Below are 16202 nucleotides of genomic sequence, written 5' to 3' on the forward strand. Positions count from 1 at the left end.
AGTCCGCATGCCCGCCACCCTGCTCGCCACCAAGCGCGTCGAGAAACCCTGGGGCCGGCATCACCTGTTCCCCGGCTTCCCCGATCCCGCGCCGGACGCCGAGCCGATCGGCGAGATCTGGTTCCAGTCGCCGCACCCGGAACAGTCCGAGCTGCTGATCAAATATCTCTTCACCAGCGAGAAACTGTCGGTGCAGGACCATCCTTCCGACGCGGAGGCGCAGAAGCGCGGCCTGCCGCGCGGCAAGGACGAATGCTGGACGATCCTCGCCGCCGAGCCCGATTCGACGATCGCGCTCGGCCCGCTCCAGCCGATCACGCGCGAGGAGCTCCGCGCCAGCGCCGAGGACGGCAGTCTCGAGCACAAGCTCGACTGGAAGCCGGTGAAGGCGGGCGACTTCCTCTACTCGGAATCGGGCGTGATCCATGCCATCGGCGCCGGGCTGACGGTGATCGAGGTGCAGCAGAACTCCGACACCACCTACCGCCTGTTCGATTACGGCCGCCCGCGCGAGCTGCACCTCGACGACGGCGTCGCCGTGGCGCATCTCGAGCCGTACGTGCCCTACGCGTCGCCCGGCGAGGTCGCGCCCGGGCGCACCATCCTGGTCGAGGGGCCCAAGTTCGTGCTGGAACGCTGGACCGGCGGCGCGCGCGAGATCGCGCTGCCCGAGGGCACGACCGGCTGGCTCGTCCCGATCCGCGGCGAGGGCGTGGTCGCCGGCGTCGAGTGGAAGGCGGGCGAGTGCGTCACCGTCACCGGGCACGAGCAGCTCCATGCCTCCAACGATGCGGACCTGCTGTTCGCTTATCCCGGCCAGCGGCGCCAGTGACCACGCGCCGCAGTGCCGCTAACAAGAGCCAAGTCACTGAATTTGATCCATAGTAAATCTTCTTTGCTCCATTCCCGACTGTTTACGTGGTAGCGTCACCCATCTTGCCGCGAGAGCGACGTGGACAGGGGAATGGAGCCGATGGATCGCGCGGCGTCGCGCAGCCTGATGAGTTGCCTCACCGACGAACAATTGCGCGTCGTCGACGCCGACGACGATTATGTCGCGATGCTGGGTCTCACGCGCGACACGCTGATCGGCCGGAACGTGCTCGAGTTCACGCACCAGGACGACCGCACCGTCAATCGCCAGCGCTCGGAAGCGTTGCTCGCCGGTGGCGACCCCTTCTCGATCACGAAACGCTACATCGTCGCCGACGGTAGCGCTATCTGGGTCACCAACCACGTCAGCCTCTTCCACACCGGCACCAACCGGCGCCAGCTCGCCACGGTCGAGGTGCTGGAAACCCCGCGGGTCGAGGACCAGCGGCGCGTGTTGCGCGTCGCCGCCGAGCGGATCCTGGCGAAGCGACGACTGCGCGCGCAGTTCTTCGAGGGCGAGATGTTCGGCGAGCCAGCGTTCGACCTGCTGCTCGACCTGTTCGTCCAGGAACTGTCCAACCGCCAGACCTACACCACGAGCGCCGCGGTCGCCTCGGGCGCGCCGCTCACCACCGCGCTGCGGCAGATCACCATGCTGGTCGAGCGCGGGCTGGTCTGCCGCGAGGCCGATCCCGTCGACCGCCGCCGCGTGCTGCTGCGGCTGACCGGCGAGGGCAGCAAGCAGCTCTGGGACTATCTCGCCGCGGCGGAGAAGATCTGAGCCCGTCGCACGGCTCGTCGTCGGGCCGGCGCGCTTCATCGCAGCACCGCGGGCGGCGTCATTGCCGGTTCAGCCGTCACCCGGTCTAGACGGCGGCCCGGCCCGGCGACGGGTATTCAGACATTCCGCCGGCCACGTCGCGGGCGGGGAGAAGTATCGCATGACCGACGTCCCTCGCCCGCGACCGGGACGCACGCTCGCCACCGCGCTCGCGCCGCTGGCGCTCGCCGCCGCGCTCGCCGCCGCGACCTCCCCCGCCGCGCGCGCGCAGGCGATCATGCCCGCCGCCAACCCCGAGGCCGACCGGCTCGCCGAGCTGGTCCGCCGCATCGGCGCGTCGCCGCGCGACCTTTCCGCGCTGGTCGAGGCCGGCGAGCTGTCGTTCAAGCTGGGTGACGCGACCGCCGCCGCCGCGCTGTACAAGCGCGCCGAGGCGATCGACCCGCGCAACGCGCGCGTGAAGGGCGGGATCGCGCGCATCCTGGTCAACGGCGAGCGGCCCGGCGAGGCGCTGCGCTATTTCGACGAGGCGCAGCGCTACGGCGCGGTGATGGCGCGCTACGCCGACGACCGGGGCCTCGCCTACGACCTGATCGGCGAGCAGGAGCGGGCCCAGCGCGACTACCGGCTGGCGCTGGCGCAGGGCGGCGCGCAGGGCGACGACGTCGACGAGATCCGCCGTCGCTACGCGCTGTCGCTCGGCATCTCCGGGCGGCAGCAGGAGGCACTGACCGAGATCGACGCGCTGCTGCGCCGCTCCGACCGCGGCGCGTGGCGCGCGCGCGCCTTCATCCTGGCGATGGGCGGGGACGTCTCGGGCGCGAACCGGATCGCCACGGGAATGATGCCGCCCGGCATGGCGCAGGGGCTCGCCGCCTTCTTCCAGCGGCTGCCGACGCTGAACGCCACCGACCGCGCCTTCGCGGTCCATTTCGGCGAGGTGGCGCCGACGGCGGCGCGGCTCGCCGACTCACGCATGGTGCCGGTGCTGCCCGCGCTCGGCGCCGATCCCTATGCGCCGCGCCCGGTGCAGCTCGCCGCGGCGACGCCGGCGGCGCCGGTCGCGACCAAGCCGCTGTCGCGCGGCGAACAGCGCCGCCGCCTGAGAGAGGCCGAGCGCCAGCGTCAGCTCGCCGCGCGCGCCGCGCCGGCCGATCGCCAGCTGGCCGCGCGACCGAGCGTGACGCCGACGCCGACGGTTGCGGTCGCGACGGCGGCGCCGGCACCGACGACCGCGGCGTCGAGCACGCCGGCGCCGCGACTCGCCTCGGCCGCACCCGCGCCCGCCCCCGCCCCCGTGCCCACCAGCGTGGCGCGGTCGCCGGTCGCCCCCGCGCTCGCGGCCCCGCGCAGCACCGTCGGCGCGGCGCCGGCGACCGTGACGGCCGCCGTTGCGACGCCTAGCATCCCGGCCCCGGCCGCCGCCACGCAGCTCGCCGCGGCGGCGCCGACCTACTCACGGCCCGCGCCCGCGCCGACGCCGGCGCCCGCCCCTGCGCGTCCGGTCGCCGTCGCGCCCTCGCCCGCCATGGTCGCCGCGCGCCCCACGCCGCCGCGGCTCGGCGAGGACTCGATCCTGGCGCGCATCGTCGCGGGCATATCGGTGCCCGGCGCCGAGCTCGGGGTGGCGCCGATGCCGGGGGCCGACCGGGTCGTCGCGGTCGCCGCCCCGCCCGCGCCCACCGGCGCCTCGCTCGACGAGGCGGCGCAGGCGGCCGAGCGCAACGCCGCCGCCGACGAGCAGAAGCGGCAGCGGCTCGCCGCGGCGAAGCGCGTGACCACGCGCGACGTCGCCGCCGAGGAACCCGTCGCGCCGACTCGCGCGCGCGGCAAACAGCTCGCCGCCGCCGACAAGCGCAGGTCCCCTGCCGCCGAGGAGGACGAGCCACCCGTCACCCGTAAAAGCGCGCGCGGTCGCGCGGCGGCGGAGGACGAGCCGGCCGCGAAGACCGCCGCCGCCAAGAAGAAGGCGGCCGATCGGAAACCGGCGACCTCGAAGGACGGCGACGAGGACGACGCGCCCGCCGGCAAGACCGGTAAGGGCGCCACCAGAGCCTCCGCCAGGGCCGCGGCCAAGGCCGAGCGCGAGGAGCCCGCGCGCATCTGGGTCCAGGTCGCGGGGGGCGCGAACCCGGGCGATCTCGGCAAGGCGTGGAAGGCGGCGCAGGGCAAGGCCCCCGCGCTCGCCGGCAAACGCGCCTATACGACGCCGCTGCGCGCCACCAACCGGATCGTTACCGGCCCGTTCAAGACCCAGGCCGAGGCGCGCGCGATGGTCAACACGCTCGCCAGCCAGGGGCTCTCCGCCTTCACCTTCACCAGCGAGGCGGGCCAGAAGGTCTCCCGGCTCGACCAGTGAGCGCCGGCCCCCATCGCGCGCCCTGGGCTTCCGACCCGGCGCGCAGCCGCGGCCGGCTCCACCCCGAGGAGGCGGGCGACCGCGGGCCGCGCGACGCCTTCCAGCGCGACCGCGACCGCATCATCCACTCGATCAGCTTCCGCCGGCTGCGCCATAAAACCCAGGTCTTCCTCGCTCCCGACGGCGACCATTTCCGCGTGCGGCTCACCCACAGCCTGGAGGTGGCGCAGATCGGCCGCACCATCGCGCGCACGCTCGGGCTCAACGAGGACCTCACCGAGGCGCTGTGCCTCGCGCACGACATCGGCCACCCGCCGTTCGGCCACGCCGGCGAGGACGCGCTCCGCGCGGCGACGCGCGCGCACGGCGGCTTCGACCATAACGGCCACACGCTGCGCACGCTGATGCGGATCGAGCGCCCCTATCCGCGCTGGCCCGGTCTCAACCTGACATGGGAGACGCTCGAGGGGCTGGCCAAGCACAACGGCCCGGCGCGCCATCCCGGCTGGGCGCTGGCCGAGGCGGACGCGGAGGCCGCGCTCGCGCTCGACACGCACGCCTCGCTCGAGGCGCAGGTGGCGGCACTGGCCGACGACATCGCCTATGACAATCACGACATCGACGACGGGCTGCGCGCCGGCCTGCTGACGCTCGACCAGATCATGGCGGTCCCGCTGGTCGCCGCGGGCTGGGAGCGCGTCGCGGCGCGCTTCGCCGACGTGCCGCGCGCGCGCCTCGCCGGAGAGCTGATCCGCAGTCAGATCGGCGCGATGGTCAACGACCTGATCGCCGAGTCGCGGCGCCGCATCGACGCCGCCGGGGTGGCGAGCGTGGACGAGGTGCGCGCCGCGGGGCAGCCGCTGATCGCCTTCTCGCCGGCGATGGCGACGGCCGAGCGCGAGCTCAAGCGCTTCATGTACGCCAACCTCTACCACCACCCGCGCCAGCTCGCCGCGGCGGGAGCGGCGGCGCAGGTGGTGGCGGGGCTGTTCGCGGCCTATCGCGACGACCCGGCGCGGCTGCCCGAGGAGTGGCGCGGACGCCTGCCCGCGGCGGAGCCGGCGATCTCGCGCCACATCGCCGACTTCATCGCCGGCATGACCGACCGCTACGCGATCGCGCGCTACCGCGAGGTGGTCGGCCCGATCGACCTGCCGGAGGGGTTCTAGGCCCGCACAGGGCGCCGCTCCGAACCGTCTTCGGGCCCGCGCGCGCGCGGGAGCACCACACTGTTTCGAACCACTCGGATCAGCCTCTAGAGGACGGACCGATGCGAGCCGTTTCTCCTGCCCGGCCCTGGGTTCCCGCGCTCGCGGGAAATCGCCCTGAGACCGCGCCGCGTCGCAGAGGAGTGTCGCAGGAGGAGAATGGATCCCGGCGCCGTCTCTCGGCCTGACCAGGCTACGAACCGCGCCTCAATACGCCCGCGCCACCGCGAACTCGACCGCCTCGATCATCGCGTCCTTGGCCGCGCTCTCGGGGAAGGACGCGAGCGAGTCGATCGCGAGTTGGCCATAATGGCGCGCCCGCGCGAAGGTGTCGTCCACCGCGCGGGTCTGGCGCACCAGCGCGACCGCCTGCGCGAACTCCTCGTCGCCGGCGCGCCGCCCCGACACCGCGTCGCGCCAGAAGGCACGCTCGTCCTCGCCGCCGCGCGCGTAGGCGAGGATCACGGGCAGCGTCATCTTGCCCTCGCGGAAGTCGTCGCCGGCGTCCTTGCCCATCGTGCCCGAGTCGCTGGTGTAGTCGATCGCGTCGTCGACCAGCTGGAAGGCGATGCCGAGATTGCGGCCGTAGGAGTCGAGCGCCGCCTCGTCCGCCTCGCCGCGATCGGCCACCACCGCGGCGATGCGGCAGGCGGCGGCGAACAGCGCGGCGGTCTTGGCACCGATGATGTCGAGGTAGCGCTCCTCGCCCAGGTCGATCCGCCGCACCGCGGTGAGTTGGTTGACCTCGCCCTCGGCGATCACCGCGCTCGCGTTGGACAGGATCTCGAGCGCGCGCAGGCTGCCGCCCTCGACCATCAGCTCGAAGGAGCGCGAGAACAGGAAGTCGCCGACCAGCACGCTGGCGGGATTGCCCCAGATGATGTTGGCGGTGCGCTTGCCGCGGCGCAGGTCGGAGCCGTCGACCACGTCGTCGTGCAGCAACGTCGCGGTGTGGATGAACTCCACCGCGGCGGCGAGCAGATGATGGCGCGTGCCGCCATAGCCGAGCAGCCGCGCGCCGGCGAGCGTCAGCATCGGCCGCAGCCGCTTGCCTCCGCCCGCGATCAGATGCCCGGCCAGCTCGGGGATGAGCGGGATCTCCGAGCGCATGCGGTCGACGATCACGCGGTTGACCGCCGCCATGTCCGCGGCGACCAGATCGATCATCGGATCGAGCGACGGCGACGTGCCGGCGAGACGGTGGAGAGTGGCGCTCATCTACCCTCGCCCTTAGGGGTTCGCACGCGCGCAACGCAAGCGCGGGCTTGCTGTTCGTCATCGCGATCCGCAAGGAGACCGCGCACGCGAGGGAGCCAGCGATGACCGACGACGTCCTGAGACGCTACCGCAAGAGCATCGACAACATCGATGCCGCGCTGGTCTGCCTGCTCGCCGAGCGCTTCAAGATCACCCAGGCGGTCGGCGCGCACAAGGCCACCGCCGGCCTGCCAGCGGCCGACCCGGGGCGCGAGGAGGCGCAGATCGCGCGGCTCCGCCGGCTCAGCGAGGAGGCCGAGCTGGACCCCGAATTCTCCGAGAAGTTCCTCCGCTTCATCATCGACGAGGTGATCCGCCACCACCGCGCCGCGCAGCAGGGCTGAGCCGTCTCAGCGCGCCTGCAGCCGCTCCAGCCGCGCCACCACCATCCCGGCCTGACGGCGGAGATAGGAACGGTCGCTGGTCGCGAGGTGCACGCGCGGGACACGATCGAAGACGCAGAGCGTGCCGAGCGGCAGCCCGGCGCCGGCGAGCAGCGGCGCCGCGGCGTAGAAGCGCAGCGAGTCGCGCTCGGTCAGCGCCGGGTTCCCCGCGAAGCGCGTGTCCTCGGTGATGTCGGCGACGTGGAACACCTCGTTCGGCGACAGGATGGCGTGGCCGCACAATGAGGTGCGGCGGCTGTACGCGCCCGAGGCATAGCCCGCGCCGGCGATGACGTAATGCCAGTCCTTGTAGACGATCGACACCGCCGCTGCCTGCGTCTGCAGCGTCTCGCGCACGTCCTCGACGAGCGACCGCAGCCCGCCGTCGTCGCGCAGGGTGAGCGCGCCCGACCCCTCGACCAGGCGCTCGCGCGCTGGCTCGTCGGGCGGCGTCGGCGCCGGCTCGTAGACGGTGATTCCCATGTGATCCTGCTGCGTTGCCGCCGAGCGGGCAGTGTAGCGCGGCAGTGATGAAGGACGCGCTTACATCGCCTCCGGATCGGCAAGGATCACGCGGTACGCCGCGGCCACGCGGCACCTTGTCGCGCTCGCGCGTTGGCGGCATCACCGTCGCGTCCCGCGCCGGCTCGAGGAGACTGCATGGCCACGATCGCCGCGCGGGTGCGCGAGAATATCGTTCTCTACGGCGCGCTCGCGGCCAATGTCGGGATCGCGATCGCCAAGTTCGCCGCCGCCGCGATCTCGGGCTCGTCGTCGATGCTGACGGAGGGTGTCCACTCGCTCGTCGACAGCGGCAACCAGATCCTCCTGCTCTACGGCCAGCACAAGGCGCGACGCGCGCCGGACTCGGCGCATCCGTTCGGCTACGGGCGCGAGCTGTATTTCTGGTCCTTCGTCGTCGCGATCCTGATCTTCGCCGTGGGCGCGGGCGTGTCGATCTACGAGGGCTGGAAGCATTGGCGCGAGCCCGAGCCGCTGTCCGATCCGCTGCTCAACTATATCGTGCTGGCGATCGCCTTCGCCTTGGAGGGCACGTCCTGGTTCCTCGCGATGCGCGAGTTCGCCGCGGCCAAGGGCGACAGCGGCTGGTGGCGCGCGATCCGCGAGTCGAAGGACCCGCCCGGGTTCATGGTGCTGTTCGAGGATTCCGCCGCGCTCGCCGGCCTCGTCATCGCCGCCGCCGGCGTCTGGGCGAGCCATGCCTTCGCCGACCCGCGGATCGACGGCCTCGCCTCGATCGCCATCGGCGTGATCCTGGCCCTGGTCGCGATGCTGCTGGCGCGCGAGAGCAAGGGGCTGCTGATCGGCGAGCGCGCCGACCCGGCGGTGGTGGCGACGGTGCGCGCGTTGGTGGAGCGCCAGCGCGGCGTCACCGCGGTGAACCACGTCCGCACGATCCACACCGCGCCCGACAGCATCTTCGTCGCGATCAGCGCCGACTTCGACGACACGCTGACCATGGGCGAGGGCGAGCGGATGATCGAGGCGATCGAGGACCAGCTCCGCGCGGCCGAGCCGCGGCTGTCGTCGATCTATATCCGGCCCGAGCGGCGCGAGGATGCCGCCGCACCGCCGGCCGAGGTGCGCGCGTGATCACGCGCCCTCTCGCCGCTCTGGCGGCGCTGCTGCTCGCACTCGCGGCGTGGCCGGCGCAGGCGGCGGTCACGATGACCTTCTGGAGCCGCGACTTCGGCGATTATTTCCCCCACGCCTTCTTCCAGCTGCGCGGCACGCTCGACGCGGGCGGCGCGCCGGTCGACGTGAGCTACGGCTTCACCGCGCGCTCGGTCACGCCCGCGATCCTGTTCGGCAACGTCGCCGGGCAGATCGAGCGGCCCAAGCTCACCTACATGCAGGGCAGCAAGGTGCGCTTCGCGGTGACGCTGAGCGACGCGCACTATGCCGCCGTACTGGCGCTGGTGCGCGAGTGGGACGCCGCCACCGGCGATTCGACCTACAATCTCGGCAAGCGCAACTGCGTCACCTTCGTGCGCGAGGCGGCGCGACGCGCGGGGCTGGTGACGGTCGACTTTCCCAAGCTGATGAAGAAGCCGACCAGCTTCCTGCACGCCGTGGCGGCGGCGAACGCGGCGCAGGTCCGCGTGATCGAGCAGGACGGCAGGACCTACCTGGCCGAGCATCCCCCGCTCGACGCGTCGGTGCCGATCGATGCGCCGGTATCGACTCCGGGTGCGCTGCCGGGGAAGAACGGCGAGAAGACGGGCTAGCGGCGCGCTACCCCGCCGGCACCAACTCCACCACGTCGAGCAGCGACTCGAACGCGGGCTGCGGCAGCGCCACGCGCCAGCGCGCGGGACCGATCCGCTCGACCCAGCCCGCCAGGTCGCGCGCGGGCTCCCGGCCATAGGGATAAGGCCGCGCCTCGTCGCCTAGGATCATCACCCCCAGGAACACCGCCCGCAGCCCGTTGTCGGCGAAGATCACCCCCGTGGGCCGCTGCGAGCCGGTCAGTTTCTCGAGCCGCAGCATGCCGTTTCCGTCCACCGCGACGCGGCAGGCGAAGGCGGGATAGTCGACGTAGTCGAGCTGCCCCGGCTGGCGCGCGCCAAGCTTGTACACGCGGCAGCTGTAGCGGCCCGCCGGCGGGATCGGCTGGTCGAGCGCGCGGTCATAGTCGAACAGCGCGCCCTGCGCGGCCACCGCGTCGGGCGCGGCGCGGCGCGCGGCGTCGAGCGCGCGCTGCCAGGTCTGGCGCCAGGAGCGCAGCCGCTCGCGATCGGAGGGTGTGGCGACGCGGCGCCAGTCGCTGCCCGCGGCGGGCGGGATCAGCCGCGGCGCCGCGCCGTTGCCGCAGCCGGCGAGCGCGGCGGCGAGCGCGAGCGCGGTGGTGCGCCTCACGCCGCGGTCCAGCCGCCGTCGACCGACAGGTTGGCGCCGGTGATCGCGCTCGCCGCCTCGCCGCAGAGGAAGAGGACGAGTGCGGCGACCTGCTCCGACGTCACGAACTGCTTGGTCGGCTGCGCGGCGAGCAGCACGTCGTCGATCACCTGCTCGCGCGTCAGCCCGCGCGCCGCCATCGTGTCGGGGATCTGCCGCTCGACGAGGGGGGTCCAGACATAGCCGGGCGAGACGCAGTTGGCGGTGATGCCGTCCGCCGCAGTCTCCAGCGCGACCGTCTTGGTCAGCCCGACCAGACCGTGCTTGGCGGCGACATAGGCGGACTTGTTGGGGCTGGCGACGAGACTGTGCGCGGAGGCGGTCGACACGATCCGCCCCCAGCCGCGCGCGCGCATGTGCGGCACCGCGGCGCGCATCGTGTGGAAGGCGCTGGTCAGGTTGATCGCGAGGATCGCGTCCCACTTCTCCGCGGGAAAGTCCGCGATCGGCGCGACGTGCTGGATGCCGGCGTTGTTGACGAGGATGTCGGGGCCGCCCCACGCGGCGTGCGCGCGCTCGATCATCGCCGCGATCTGATCGGGGCGCGTCATGTCGGCACCGTCGTGCAGCGCCTCGGCCCCGCTCGCCCCTGACAGCTCGCCGAGCATCTCGGCGATCGCGCCTTCCTCGCCGAACCCGTTGAGCATCACGCTGGCACCCTCGGCGGCGAGCGCGCGCGCGATCGCCAGGCCGATGCCCGAGGTCGACCCGGTCACCACCGCGCTCTTGCCTGTCAGGACCATCCGCTCGTCTCCTCTGCGCGTCCCCATCGGTGAGGCGGCGCACGCTTGCAACCCGCCAGCCCCCGAACGCATTCATGCCGTGACGGATACGAAACGCCTGGGGGGACCCGAACGATGCGGCTCGACGATTATGACAACGACATCAACGTCGGCGAGGCGCGCGGCGGCGGCGGTGGCCTGGGCGGTGGCGGCGGCGGCGGGCTGCTGCTCGGCCTGCTCCCGCTGATCGGGAGCCGCTTCGGCTGCGGCGGCATCGTCGTGGTGCTGCTCCTGCTCGCGGTCTTCGGCGGGCTCGGCAACCTCGGCGGGCTGCTCGGCGGGGGCGGCACGACCTCGGCGCCGACCGCGCAGGTGGGCACCTCGGAGGGCGGCGGAGTCCGCCAGATCTGCGACGCCTCGCCGCAGCGGCGCGAGACCTGCCAGGCCTTCAGCAACGCGCAGAACACCTGGGAGCAGATCTTCGCCAAGGAAGGCCAGCGCTTCAGCCCGCCGATGCTGCGCTTCTTCGACGGCAGCGGCCAATCGGGCTGCGGCCAGGCGATGTCGGCGATGGGCCCCTTCTACTGCCCGAGCGACAACGGCATCTATCTCGACACCGAGTTCTTCGACGAGCTGACCAACCGCTTCAAGGCACCCGGCGACTTCGCGCAATATTACGTGATCGCGCACGAGTTCGGCCATCATATCCAGAAGCTGCTCGGCACCTCCGACCAGGTGCAGCGCGCCCAGGCGCGCGGCGGCGAACGCGAGGGCAACGCGCTGTCGGTGCGGCTCGAGCTCCAGGCCGACTGCTACGCCGGCGTGTGGGCGGCGCAGAACCGGCAGCGGCTCGACCCGGGCGACGTCGAGGAGGGCATGCGCGCGGCGCAGGCGATCGGCGACGACACGCTCCAGAAGGAAGCGCAGGGCCGCGTCGTGCCCGACAGCTTCACCCACGGCACCTCGGCGCAGCGCCAGACCTGGCTGCGGCGCGGCATGGAGAGCGGCGACCCGGCGCAGTGCGACACCTTCTCGGGGGCGATCTGATATCGGCCATCGCCCCGCCCCGGCGTCATCCCGGGCGTGTCCCGGGACGCATCGGGGCGCGCGCTCGGGACGTACCGCTCGCGCGGAGGAGTGGATCGCGGAGCAGGGTCGCGATGACGGCGATCGCTTATCGTCGATGGGGGTGGGCGGGACACACCGCCCCTCACCTAGGTTAGTAGCCGCATTTTAAGCATTTCCGGTCACCTACGGCCAAGATCGGCGCGCTCGACGCGCCCTCGGCTGAACGAAGATCGGGTCTGTACATGCGAGTTGTGGCGAAGACGCTGGCGGGGCGGGGCCTGTCCGCCAAGGTGACGGTGCTGATCGTGCTGTCGCTCGGGCTGCTCGCGCTGGTCACCGCCGGCGTGACCGCGACCATCCTCGGCGCCAACGCCGAGCGGCGCGCCACCGAGCGCCAGGAAGCGAACATGCGCGTCGCCTGGGACGTGCTGCACCGCCACGGTCGCGCCGCCCACGTCGAGGGCGACACGCTGGTGATGGGCGCGCACGCGCTCAACGGCGACAATGCCGCGGTCGACCACGTCAAGGCGCTGGTCGGCGGCACCGCCACGATCTTCCGCGGCGACACGCGCGTCGCCACCAACGTCAAGAACCCCGACGGCACGCGCGCGGTCGGCACCACGCTCACCAGCCAGGCGGTGCGCGACGCGGTGCTGCGCGACGGCAAGCCCTATCGCGGCCGCGCCGACATCCTCGGCACCCCCTTCTTCACCGCCTATGACCCCATCAAGGACTCCGGCGGCAAAGTGATCGGCGTGCTCTACGTCGGCATCCCGGCGGCGCAGTTCCTCGCCGACCTGCACGAGGTGCAGCTCAGCATCGCGCTCGCCGCGCTGGTCGTCACCGTCGCCGCGGCGCTGGTCTGCCTCGCGATCACGCGGCGCATGTTCCGCCCGCTCGGTGAGATGCGCGGCGCGATGGAGCAGCTCGCGCGCGGGCAGCTCGAGGTCGACGTGCCGGGGCTCGACCGCGGCGACGAGATCGGGACGATGGCCAAGTCGGTCAGCGTGCTGCGCGAGGGCGCGTTGGCCAAGGCGCGCGCCGACGCGGAGCAGCGCGAGGTGGTCGCGACGCTCGCGCGCCACCTCGCCGCGCTCGCCGAGGGGCAGCTCACCGCGCGGATCGAGGGCGGCTTCCCCGACAGCTACGAGCGGCTGCGCGCCGATTACAACAACGCGCTCGACGAGATTCGCGGCGCGATCGGCGCGATCCGCGACGGCAGCGCCGCGGTGCACGGCCACACCGCCGAGCTGAGCCAGGCGTCCGACGACCTCTCGCGCCGCACCGAGCACCAGGCCGCCAGCCTCGAGGAGACCTCGGCGGCGATGAGCGAGATCGCCGGCACGATGCGCCAGGCCGCCGACGGTGCCGCCAAGGCGCATCAGGCGATGGAGACGGTGCACGACGAGGCGCAGCGCGGCGGCAGCGTGGTGCGCGACGCGGTCGCCGCGATGGGGCGGCTGGAGCAGGCCTCGGCCGAGATCGGCGCGATCATCGCGGTGATCGACGCGATCGCCTTCCAGACCAACCTGCTGGCGCTCAACGCCGGGGTCGAGGCGGCGCGCGCCGGCGACGCGGGCAAGGGCTTCGCGGTGGTCGCCAACGAGGTGCGCGCGCTCGCCGCGCGCTGCGCCGACGCCGCCACCGACGTGCGCCAGCGGATCACGCAGAGCGGCGAGCAGGTCGATGCCAGCGTCCGCCTCGTCAACGAGACCGGGGCCGCGCTGGAGCGGATCACGGGGCAGATCGGCGCGATCGGCGGCCTGGTGGCGGAGATCGCGACCTCGGCGCGCGCGCAGGCGAGCGGGCTCGACCAGATCGACGTCGCGCTCAACCAGATCGACGGCGTGACCCAGCAGAATGCCGCGATGGTGGAGGAGATCACCGCGGTGTCGCGCAACCTCGAGAGCGAGGCCGATTCGCTCACCCAGGAAGTGTCGCGCTTCGTCGTGGACTCCCGCGCGCTGGCCCGCCGCGAGATGCCGCGCCGCGCACTCGCCGCCTGACCCGGTCCGGAGCGGATCGAGGTGACGCGCGCCGCCGCGCCGCGCTAGTCTGCCACGCGGCGGGATCGACCCGCGGGGGAGCGCACGATGCGGACGATCCTGGGTCTGGCGCTGGCGGCGGCGCTGGCGACGACGATGACCGACCCGGCCCGCGCGGCGCCGCGGACGCTGGCCGTGCCCGCCGACAAGGGCTGGATGCACGCGCAGACCCGCCTCGTGCTGCGACCACAGGTCGCCGGTCTCACGCGCCTCTCGCTGAGCGACTCGACCGCAACCGAGCACGACGTGACCGCACAGTTCGAGAGCGCCGACCACGCCACCTTCGCGACATTGTACCTGTTCCACTCCGCCCTACCCGAGGTGGCGGTGTGGTTCGACCGCGCCCGCGCCACGCTCGAGGCGCGCGACCTCTTCCGCCACGCCGCGCCGGCGAGCGAGGCGCCGATCGCCTTCGCCGCGAGCGGCACGACCCCCGCGGCGCTGCGCCAGACCTATGCGATCGTCGACGGGCCCAACCGCAGCACCGCGCTGGCGGTGATGCCGCTCGGCGAGTGGCTGGTGGTGCTGCGGATGACGGGTCGGGGCAACAGCGCCGCGCTCGACCGCCAGCTCACCGACTTCGTCGCGGCGCTCCGCCTGCCCGAGGACGGCGCGGCACGCCCCGCCGCGCCGATCGCGGCCTGCCCGGCCGTGCTCGCTTACGGCAGGGCGAAGATGGTCAAGCCCGAGACGACCGACCTGCTGCTGTCGTTCCTCGGCGCGATGGCGGCGCAGGAGAAGGAGGCCGAGCCCGTGCCCGCCTCCTCGCGCCCCTGGTGCCGCGAGGGTGAGCCCGGCGCGGGCTACGCCGCCTACCGCCGCGAGGACGAGAGCGACGGCTATGGCGTCGCGATCCAGGATGCGGGGCGCGTCGCCTGGGCGCGGCTCAGCACGGCCTCGCAGCTCGCCGCGCAGCAGCGCGAGGGCGAGCGACTGGTCAAGGCGCCGAGCTACGCGGTGACGCTGAGCGACGTCGACGGGCGCACGATGACCTTCCCGTCCTTCACCGCGCTGCCGACGCCGAGACAGGTGTTCGACGACATCACCAAGCAGCGGCCGCTGGGCAGCGCGCTCGGCAAGCAGGTGACGATCGACGCCAAGGCGATGCAGTAAGGTCGTGCGACCGACGAGAAAAAACCCCGGGTGTCGCCACCCGGGGTCTTCTTCTCGCGCAGGTCAGTGACCTGCGACGGTGGCAGTCTCGGCTCAGTAGGTGCCCGAGAAGCTGCGATTGAGGTTCGTCGAGCCGGTGTCGTCGCCGGTGCTCGACGCCCCGGTCGTCGACCCGGAGGTCGCCCCCGCCGCGCTGCTGCCCGCGGTCGCGCTCGTGGCGGTCGTCGTGCCGCCGCGCTGGCGATCGCCGTCGCTGCCGCGGTCACCGTAGCCGAACATCGCCTGGTTCTTCTCCTCGGTGCGCCAGTGCTGCTTGGCCTCGTCCGCGCTCTTGGTCAGCGTGACCTTCTTGTCCTCGACCGACTTGATCCAGCGCGACGGGATCGAGTGGTGCTGGCCGCCCGCGTCGACGTCGTTCTTGGTCAGCAGGATGCGATCGCCGCGCACCTTGTCGACGGTGCCGACATGGCTGCCGTCCGAGCCGACCACCTCGTCATGCTCCTGCACCTTGTCGAGCGAGTCGCGCTGTCCCTGGCGCTCGGTGCGCCACGAGGCGAACTCATTGTGGAACTTGGTGCGGTTCTCCTGACGATATTCGTCATAGTCGCGGTCGAACGACGCGATCTGGCTCGAGCGCCAGCTGTGGTAATCGCCGTCGCGCTGGCCCTGTTCGCGCTGGCCCTCGTAGCGCTCGTCGTAGCGGCTGTCGGCCTCGCGGCGGCGCTCGGCGTCCTCGTCGCCGAACCAGCTACGGACCTCGTCGCCCGCACGGGCGAGGAAACCGCGCTCGTCGTAGTCATAGCCCTGCGGCTGGCGGCCATAGTCACGTCCGCCCTGCTGGCGCCCGCGATACGAATCGTCGTCCGCGTGGCGACGCGCGCCGACGTCCTCGAAGCGACGACCGTCCGACGCGTAGCTGCCGTGATACTCGCTGCCGCCCTGCCCCTGCTGGCCGTAGCCGCGACCCTGCGCGCCGTAGCCCTGCTGTCCATAGTCGCGGCCGCCGTAATTCTGGTTGCCATAGTCCTGGCGCTGGAAGCGCTCGCGGTCCTGACCTTGGCCCGACTGGCCGTATTGCTGCGCGCCGTAGCGGCCGCGGTCACCGCCGCTGAACCCGCTCTCGCCGTAGCCGCGATCGCCGTAGCCCCGGTCACCGCGGTTCTCGTCCCGACCGCCGCGGGCATAGCCGGCGTTCCCATATTCGCGGCGACCGTAGGATCCGCGGCCGTCGTCGTCGCGATCGAAGCTGCCGGCGGCCTGATAGTCGCGGGCGCTGGAATAGCTCTGGTCGCGCCCCGAGCCATAGTCGCGGCCATAGTCCTGAGTCTCGCTGCGGCCGTAATAATCGCCCTGGGGATTGGTACCGCGCGGATAGCGTTCGTAACCCATGGTGGTTCTCCTACGTGACACGTCGCGCGGCGCGTTGCGTCGTCGCGAGCGGGCACACTGACAAGGATCAACGGAGCGGTTCGTT

Annotated in this window: 15 protein-coding genes; 10 read left to right on the forward strand and 5 right to left on the reverse strand. The window is 72.4% G+C overall.

Annotated features, from left to right (window positions below; all coding sequences use genetic code 11):
- Window positions 1-7: 7 nt before the first annotated feature.
- The 4 genes from KZ813_RS18740 (at window position 8) to KZ813_RS18755 (ending at window position 5182) form a co-directional block, all read left to right on the forward strand.
- Window positions 8-832, forward strand: coding sequence for a class I mannose-6-phosphate isomerase (locus tag KZ813_RS18740; protein WP_219756512.1), 825 nt, complete (start codon window positions 8-10; stop codon window positions 830-832).
- 141 nt (window positions 833-973) lie between these two features.
- On the forward strand, window positions 974-1654 hold the full coding sequence (locus KZ813_RS18745; protein ID WP_219756513.1) for a PAS domain S-box protein: 681 nt from the start codon (window positions 974-976) through the stop codon (window positions 1652-1654).
- A gap of 160 nt (window positions 1655-1814) precedes the next feature.
- A complete protein-coding gene (locus KZ813_RS18750) occupies window positions 1815-4013 on the forward strand; it encodes a tetratricopeptide repeat protein (RefSeq protein ID WP_219756514.1) in 2199 nt (732 codons plus the stop codon).
- Window positions 4010-5182: a deoxyguanosinetriphosphate triphosphohydrolase gene (locus KZ813_RS18755; RefSeq protein ID WP_219756515.1), complete on the forward strand. Its 1173-nt coding sequence runs from the start codon at window positions 4010-4012 to the stop codon at window positions 5180-5182. The genes KZ813_RS18750 and KZ813_RS18755 overlap by 4 nt, the downstream gene beginning before the upstream one ends.
- A gap of 246 nt (window positions 5183-5428) precedes the next feature.
- Here the strand turns inward: KZ813_RS18755 and KZ813_RS18760 are convergent, their stop codons facing one another.
- On the reverse strand, window positions 5429-6439 hold the full coding sequence (locus tag KZ813_RS18760; RefSeq protein ID WP_219756516.1) for a polyprenyl synthetase family protein: 1011 nt from the start codon (window positions 6437-6439) through the stop codon (window positions 5429-5431).
- Between the two features lie 101 nt (window positions 6440-6540).
- Here KZ813_RS18760 and KZ813_RS18765 point away from each other — a divergent pair, with 101 nt between their 5' ends.
- Window positions 6541-6822 (forward strand): chorismate mutase, encoded by a 282-nt coding sequence (locus tag KZ813_RS18765; protein WP_219756517.1) that lies wholly within the window; start codon window positions 6541-6543, stop codon window positions 6820-6822.
- Window positions 6823-6828: 6 nt separating this feature from the next.
- Here KZ813_RS18765 and KZ813_RS18770 read toward each other — a convergent pair whose 3' ends face one another.
- The gene (locus tag KZ813_RS18770; RefSeq protein WP_219756518.1) at window positions 6829-7344 is read right to left on the reverse strand and encodes a GAF domain-containing protein; all 516 of its coding nucleotides are present in this window, start codon (window positions 7342-7344) and stop codon (window positions 6829-6831) included.
- A 177-nt stretch (window positions 7345-7521) separates the two neighbouring features.
- Between KZ813_RS18770 and KZ813_RS18775 the strand changes: the two genes are divergently transcribed.
- Both KZ813_RS18775 and KZ813_RS18780 read left to right on the forward strand, forming a co-directional pair.
- On the forward strand, window positions 7522-8475 hold the full coding sequence (locus tag KZ813_RS18775) for a cation diffusion facilitator family transporter (RefSeq protein ID WP_219756519.1): 954 nt from the start codon (window positions 7522-7524) through the stop codon (window positions 8473-8475).
- A complete protein-coding gene (locus KZ813_RS18780) occupies window positions 8472-9110 on the forward strand; it encodes a hypothetical protein (RefSeq protein ID WP_219756520.1) in 639 nt (212 codons plus the stop codon). Before KZ813_RS18775 ends, KZ813_RS18780 begins: the two co-directional genes overlap by 4 nt.
- A 7-nt stretch (window positions 9111-9117) precedes the next feature.
- On the opposite strand, the gene KZ813_RS18785 is transcribed toward KZ813_RS18780, so the two are convergent.
- Together KZ813_RS18785 and KZ813_RS18790 are read right to left on the reverse strand one after the other, a co-directional pair.
- Entirely contained in the window at window positions 9118-9741 is a 624-nt protein-coding gene (locus KZ813_RS18785; RefSeq protein WP_219756521.1) for a DUF4893 domain-containing protein, read from the reverse strand.
- A complete protein-coding gene (locus KZ813_RS18790) occupies window positions 9738-10523 on the reverse strand; it encodes a 3-hydroxybutyrate dehydrogenase (RefSeq protein WP_219756522.1) in 786 nt (261 codons plus the stop codon). Before KZ813_RS18790 ends, KZ813_RS18785 begins: the two co-directional genes overlap by 4 nt.
- Window positions 10524-10637: 114 nt before the next feature.
- Between KZ813_RS18790 and ypfJ the strand changes: the two genes are divergently transcribed.
- The 3 genes from ypfJ to KZ813_RS18805 all read left to right on the forward strand — a co-directional run bounded on the left by ypfJ (window position 10638) and on the right by KZ813_RS18805 (window position 14728).
- Window positions 10638-11549: a KPN_02809 family neutral zinc metallopeptidase gene (gene ypfJ, locus KZ813_RS18795; protein WP_219756523.1), complete on the forward strand. Its 912-nt coding sequence runs from the start codon at window positions 10638-10640 to the stop codon at window positions 11547-11549.
- Window positions 11550-11821: 272 nt separating this feature from the next.
- The gene (locus tag KZ813_RS18800) at window positions 11822-13576 is read left to right on the forward strand and encodes a methyl-accepting chemotaxis protein (protein ID WP_219756524.1); all 1755 of its coding nucleotides are present in this window, start codon (window positions 11822-11824) and stop codon (window positions 13574-13576) included.
- An 87-nt stretch (window positions 13577-13663) separates the two neighbouring features.
- Window positions 13664-14728, forward strand: a complete 1065-nt coding sequence (locus tag KZ813_RS18805; RefSeq protein WP_219756525.1) for a hypothetical protein — start codon at window positions 13664-13666, stop codon at window positions 14726-14728.
- A 93-nt stretch (window positions 14729-14821) separates the two neighbouring features.
- Here KZ813_RS18805 and KZ813_RS18810 read toward each other — a convergent pair whose 3' ends face one another.
- A complete protein-coding gene (locus KZ813_RS18810; protein WP_219756526.1) occupies window positions 14822-16117 on the reverse strand; it encodes a DUF2171 domain-containing protein in 1296 nt (431 codons plus the stop codon).
- Window positions 16118-16202 lie beyond the last annotated feature (85 nt).

Origin of the sequence: Sphingomonas folli (assembly GCF_019429525.1) — a bacterium.
Classification (GTDB): domain Bacteria; phylum Pseudomonadota; class Alphaproteobacteria; order Sphingomonadales; family Sphingomonadaceae; genus Sphingomonas; species Sphingomonas folii.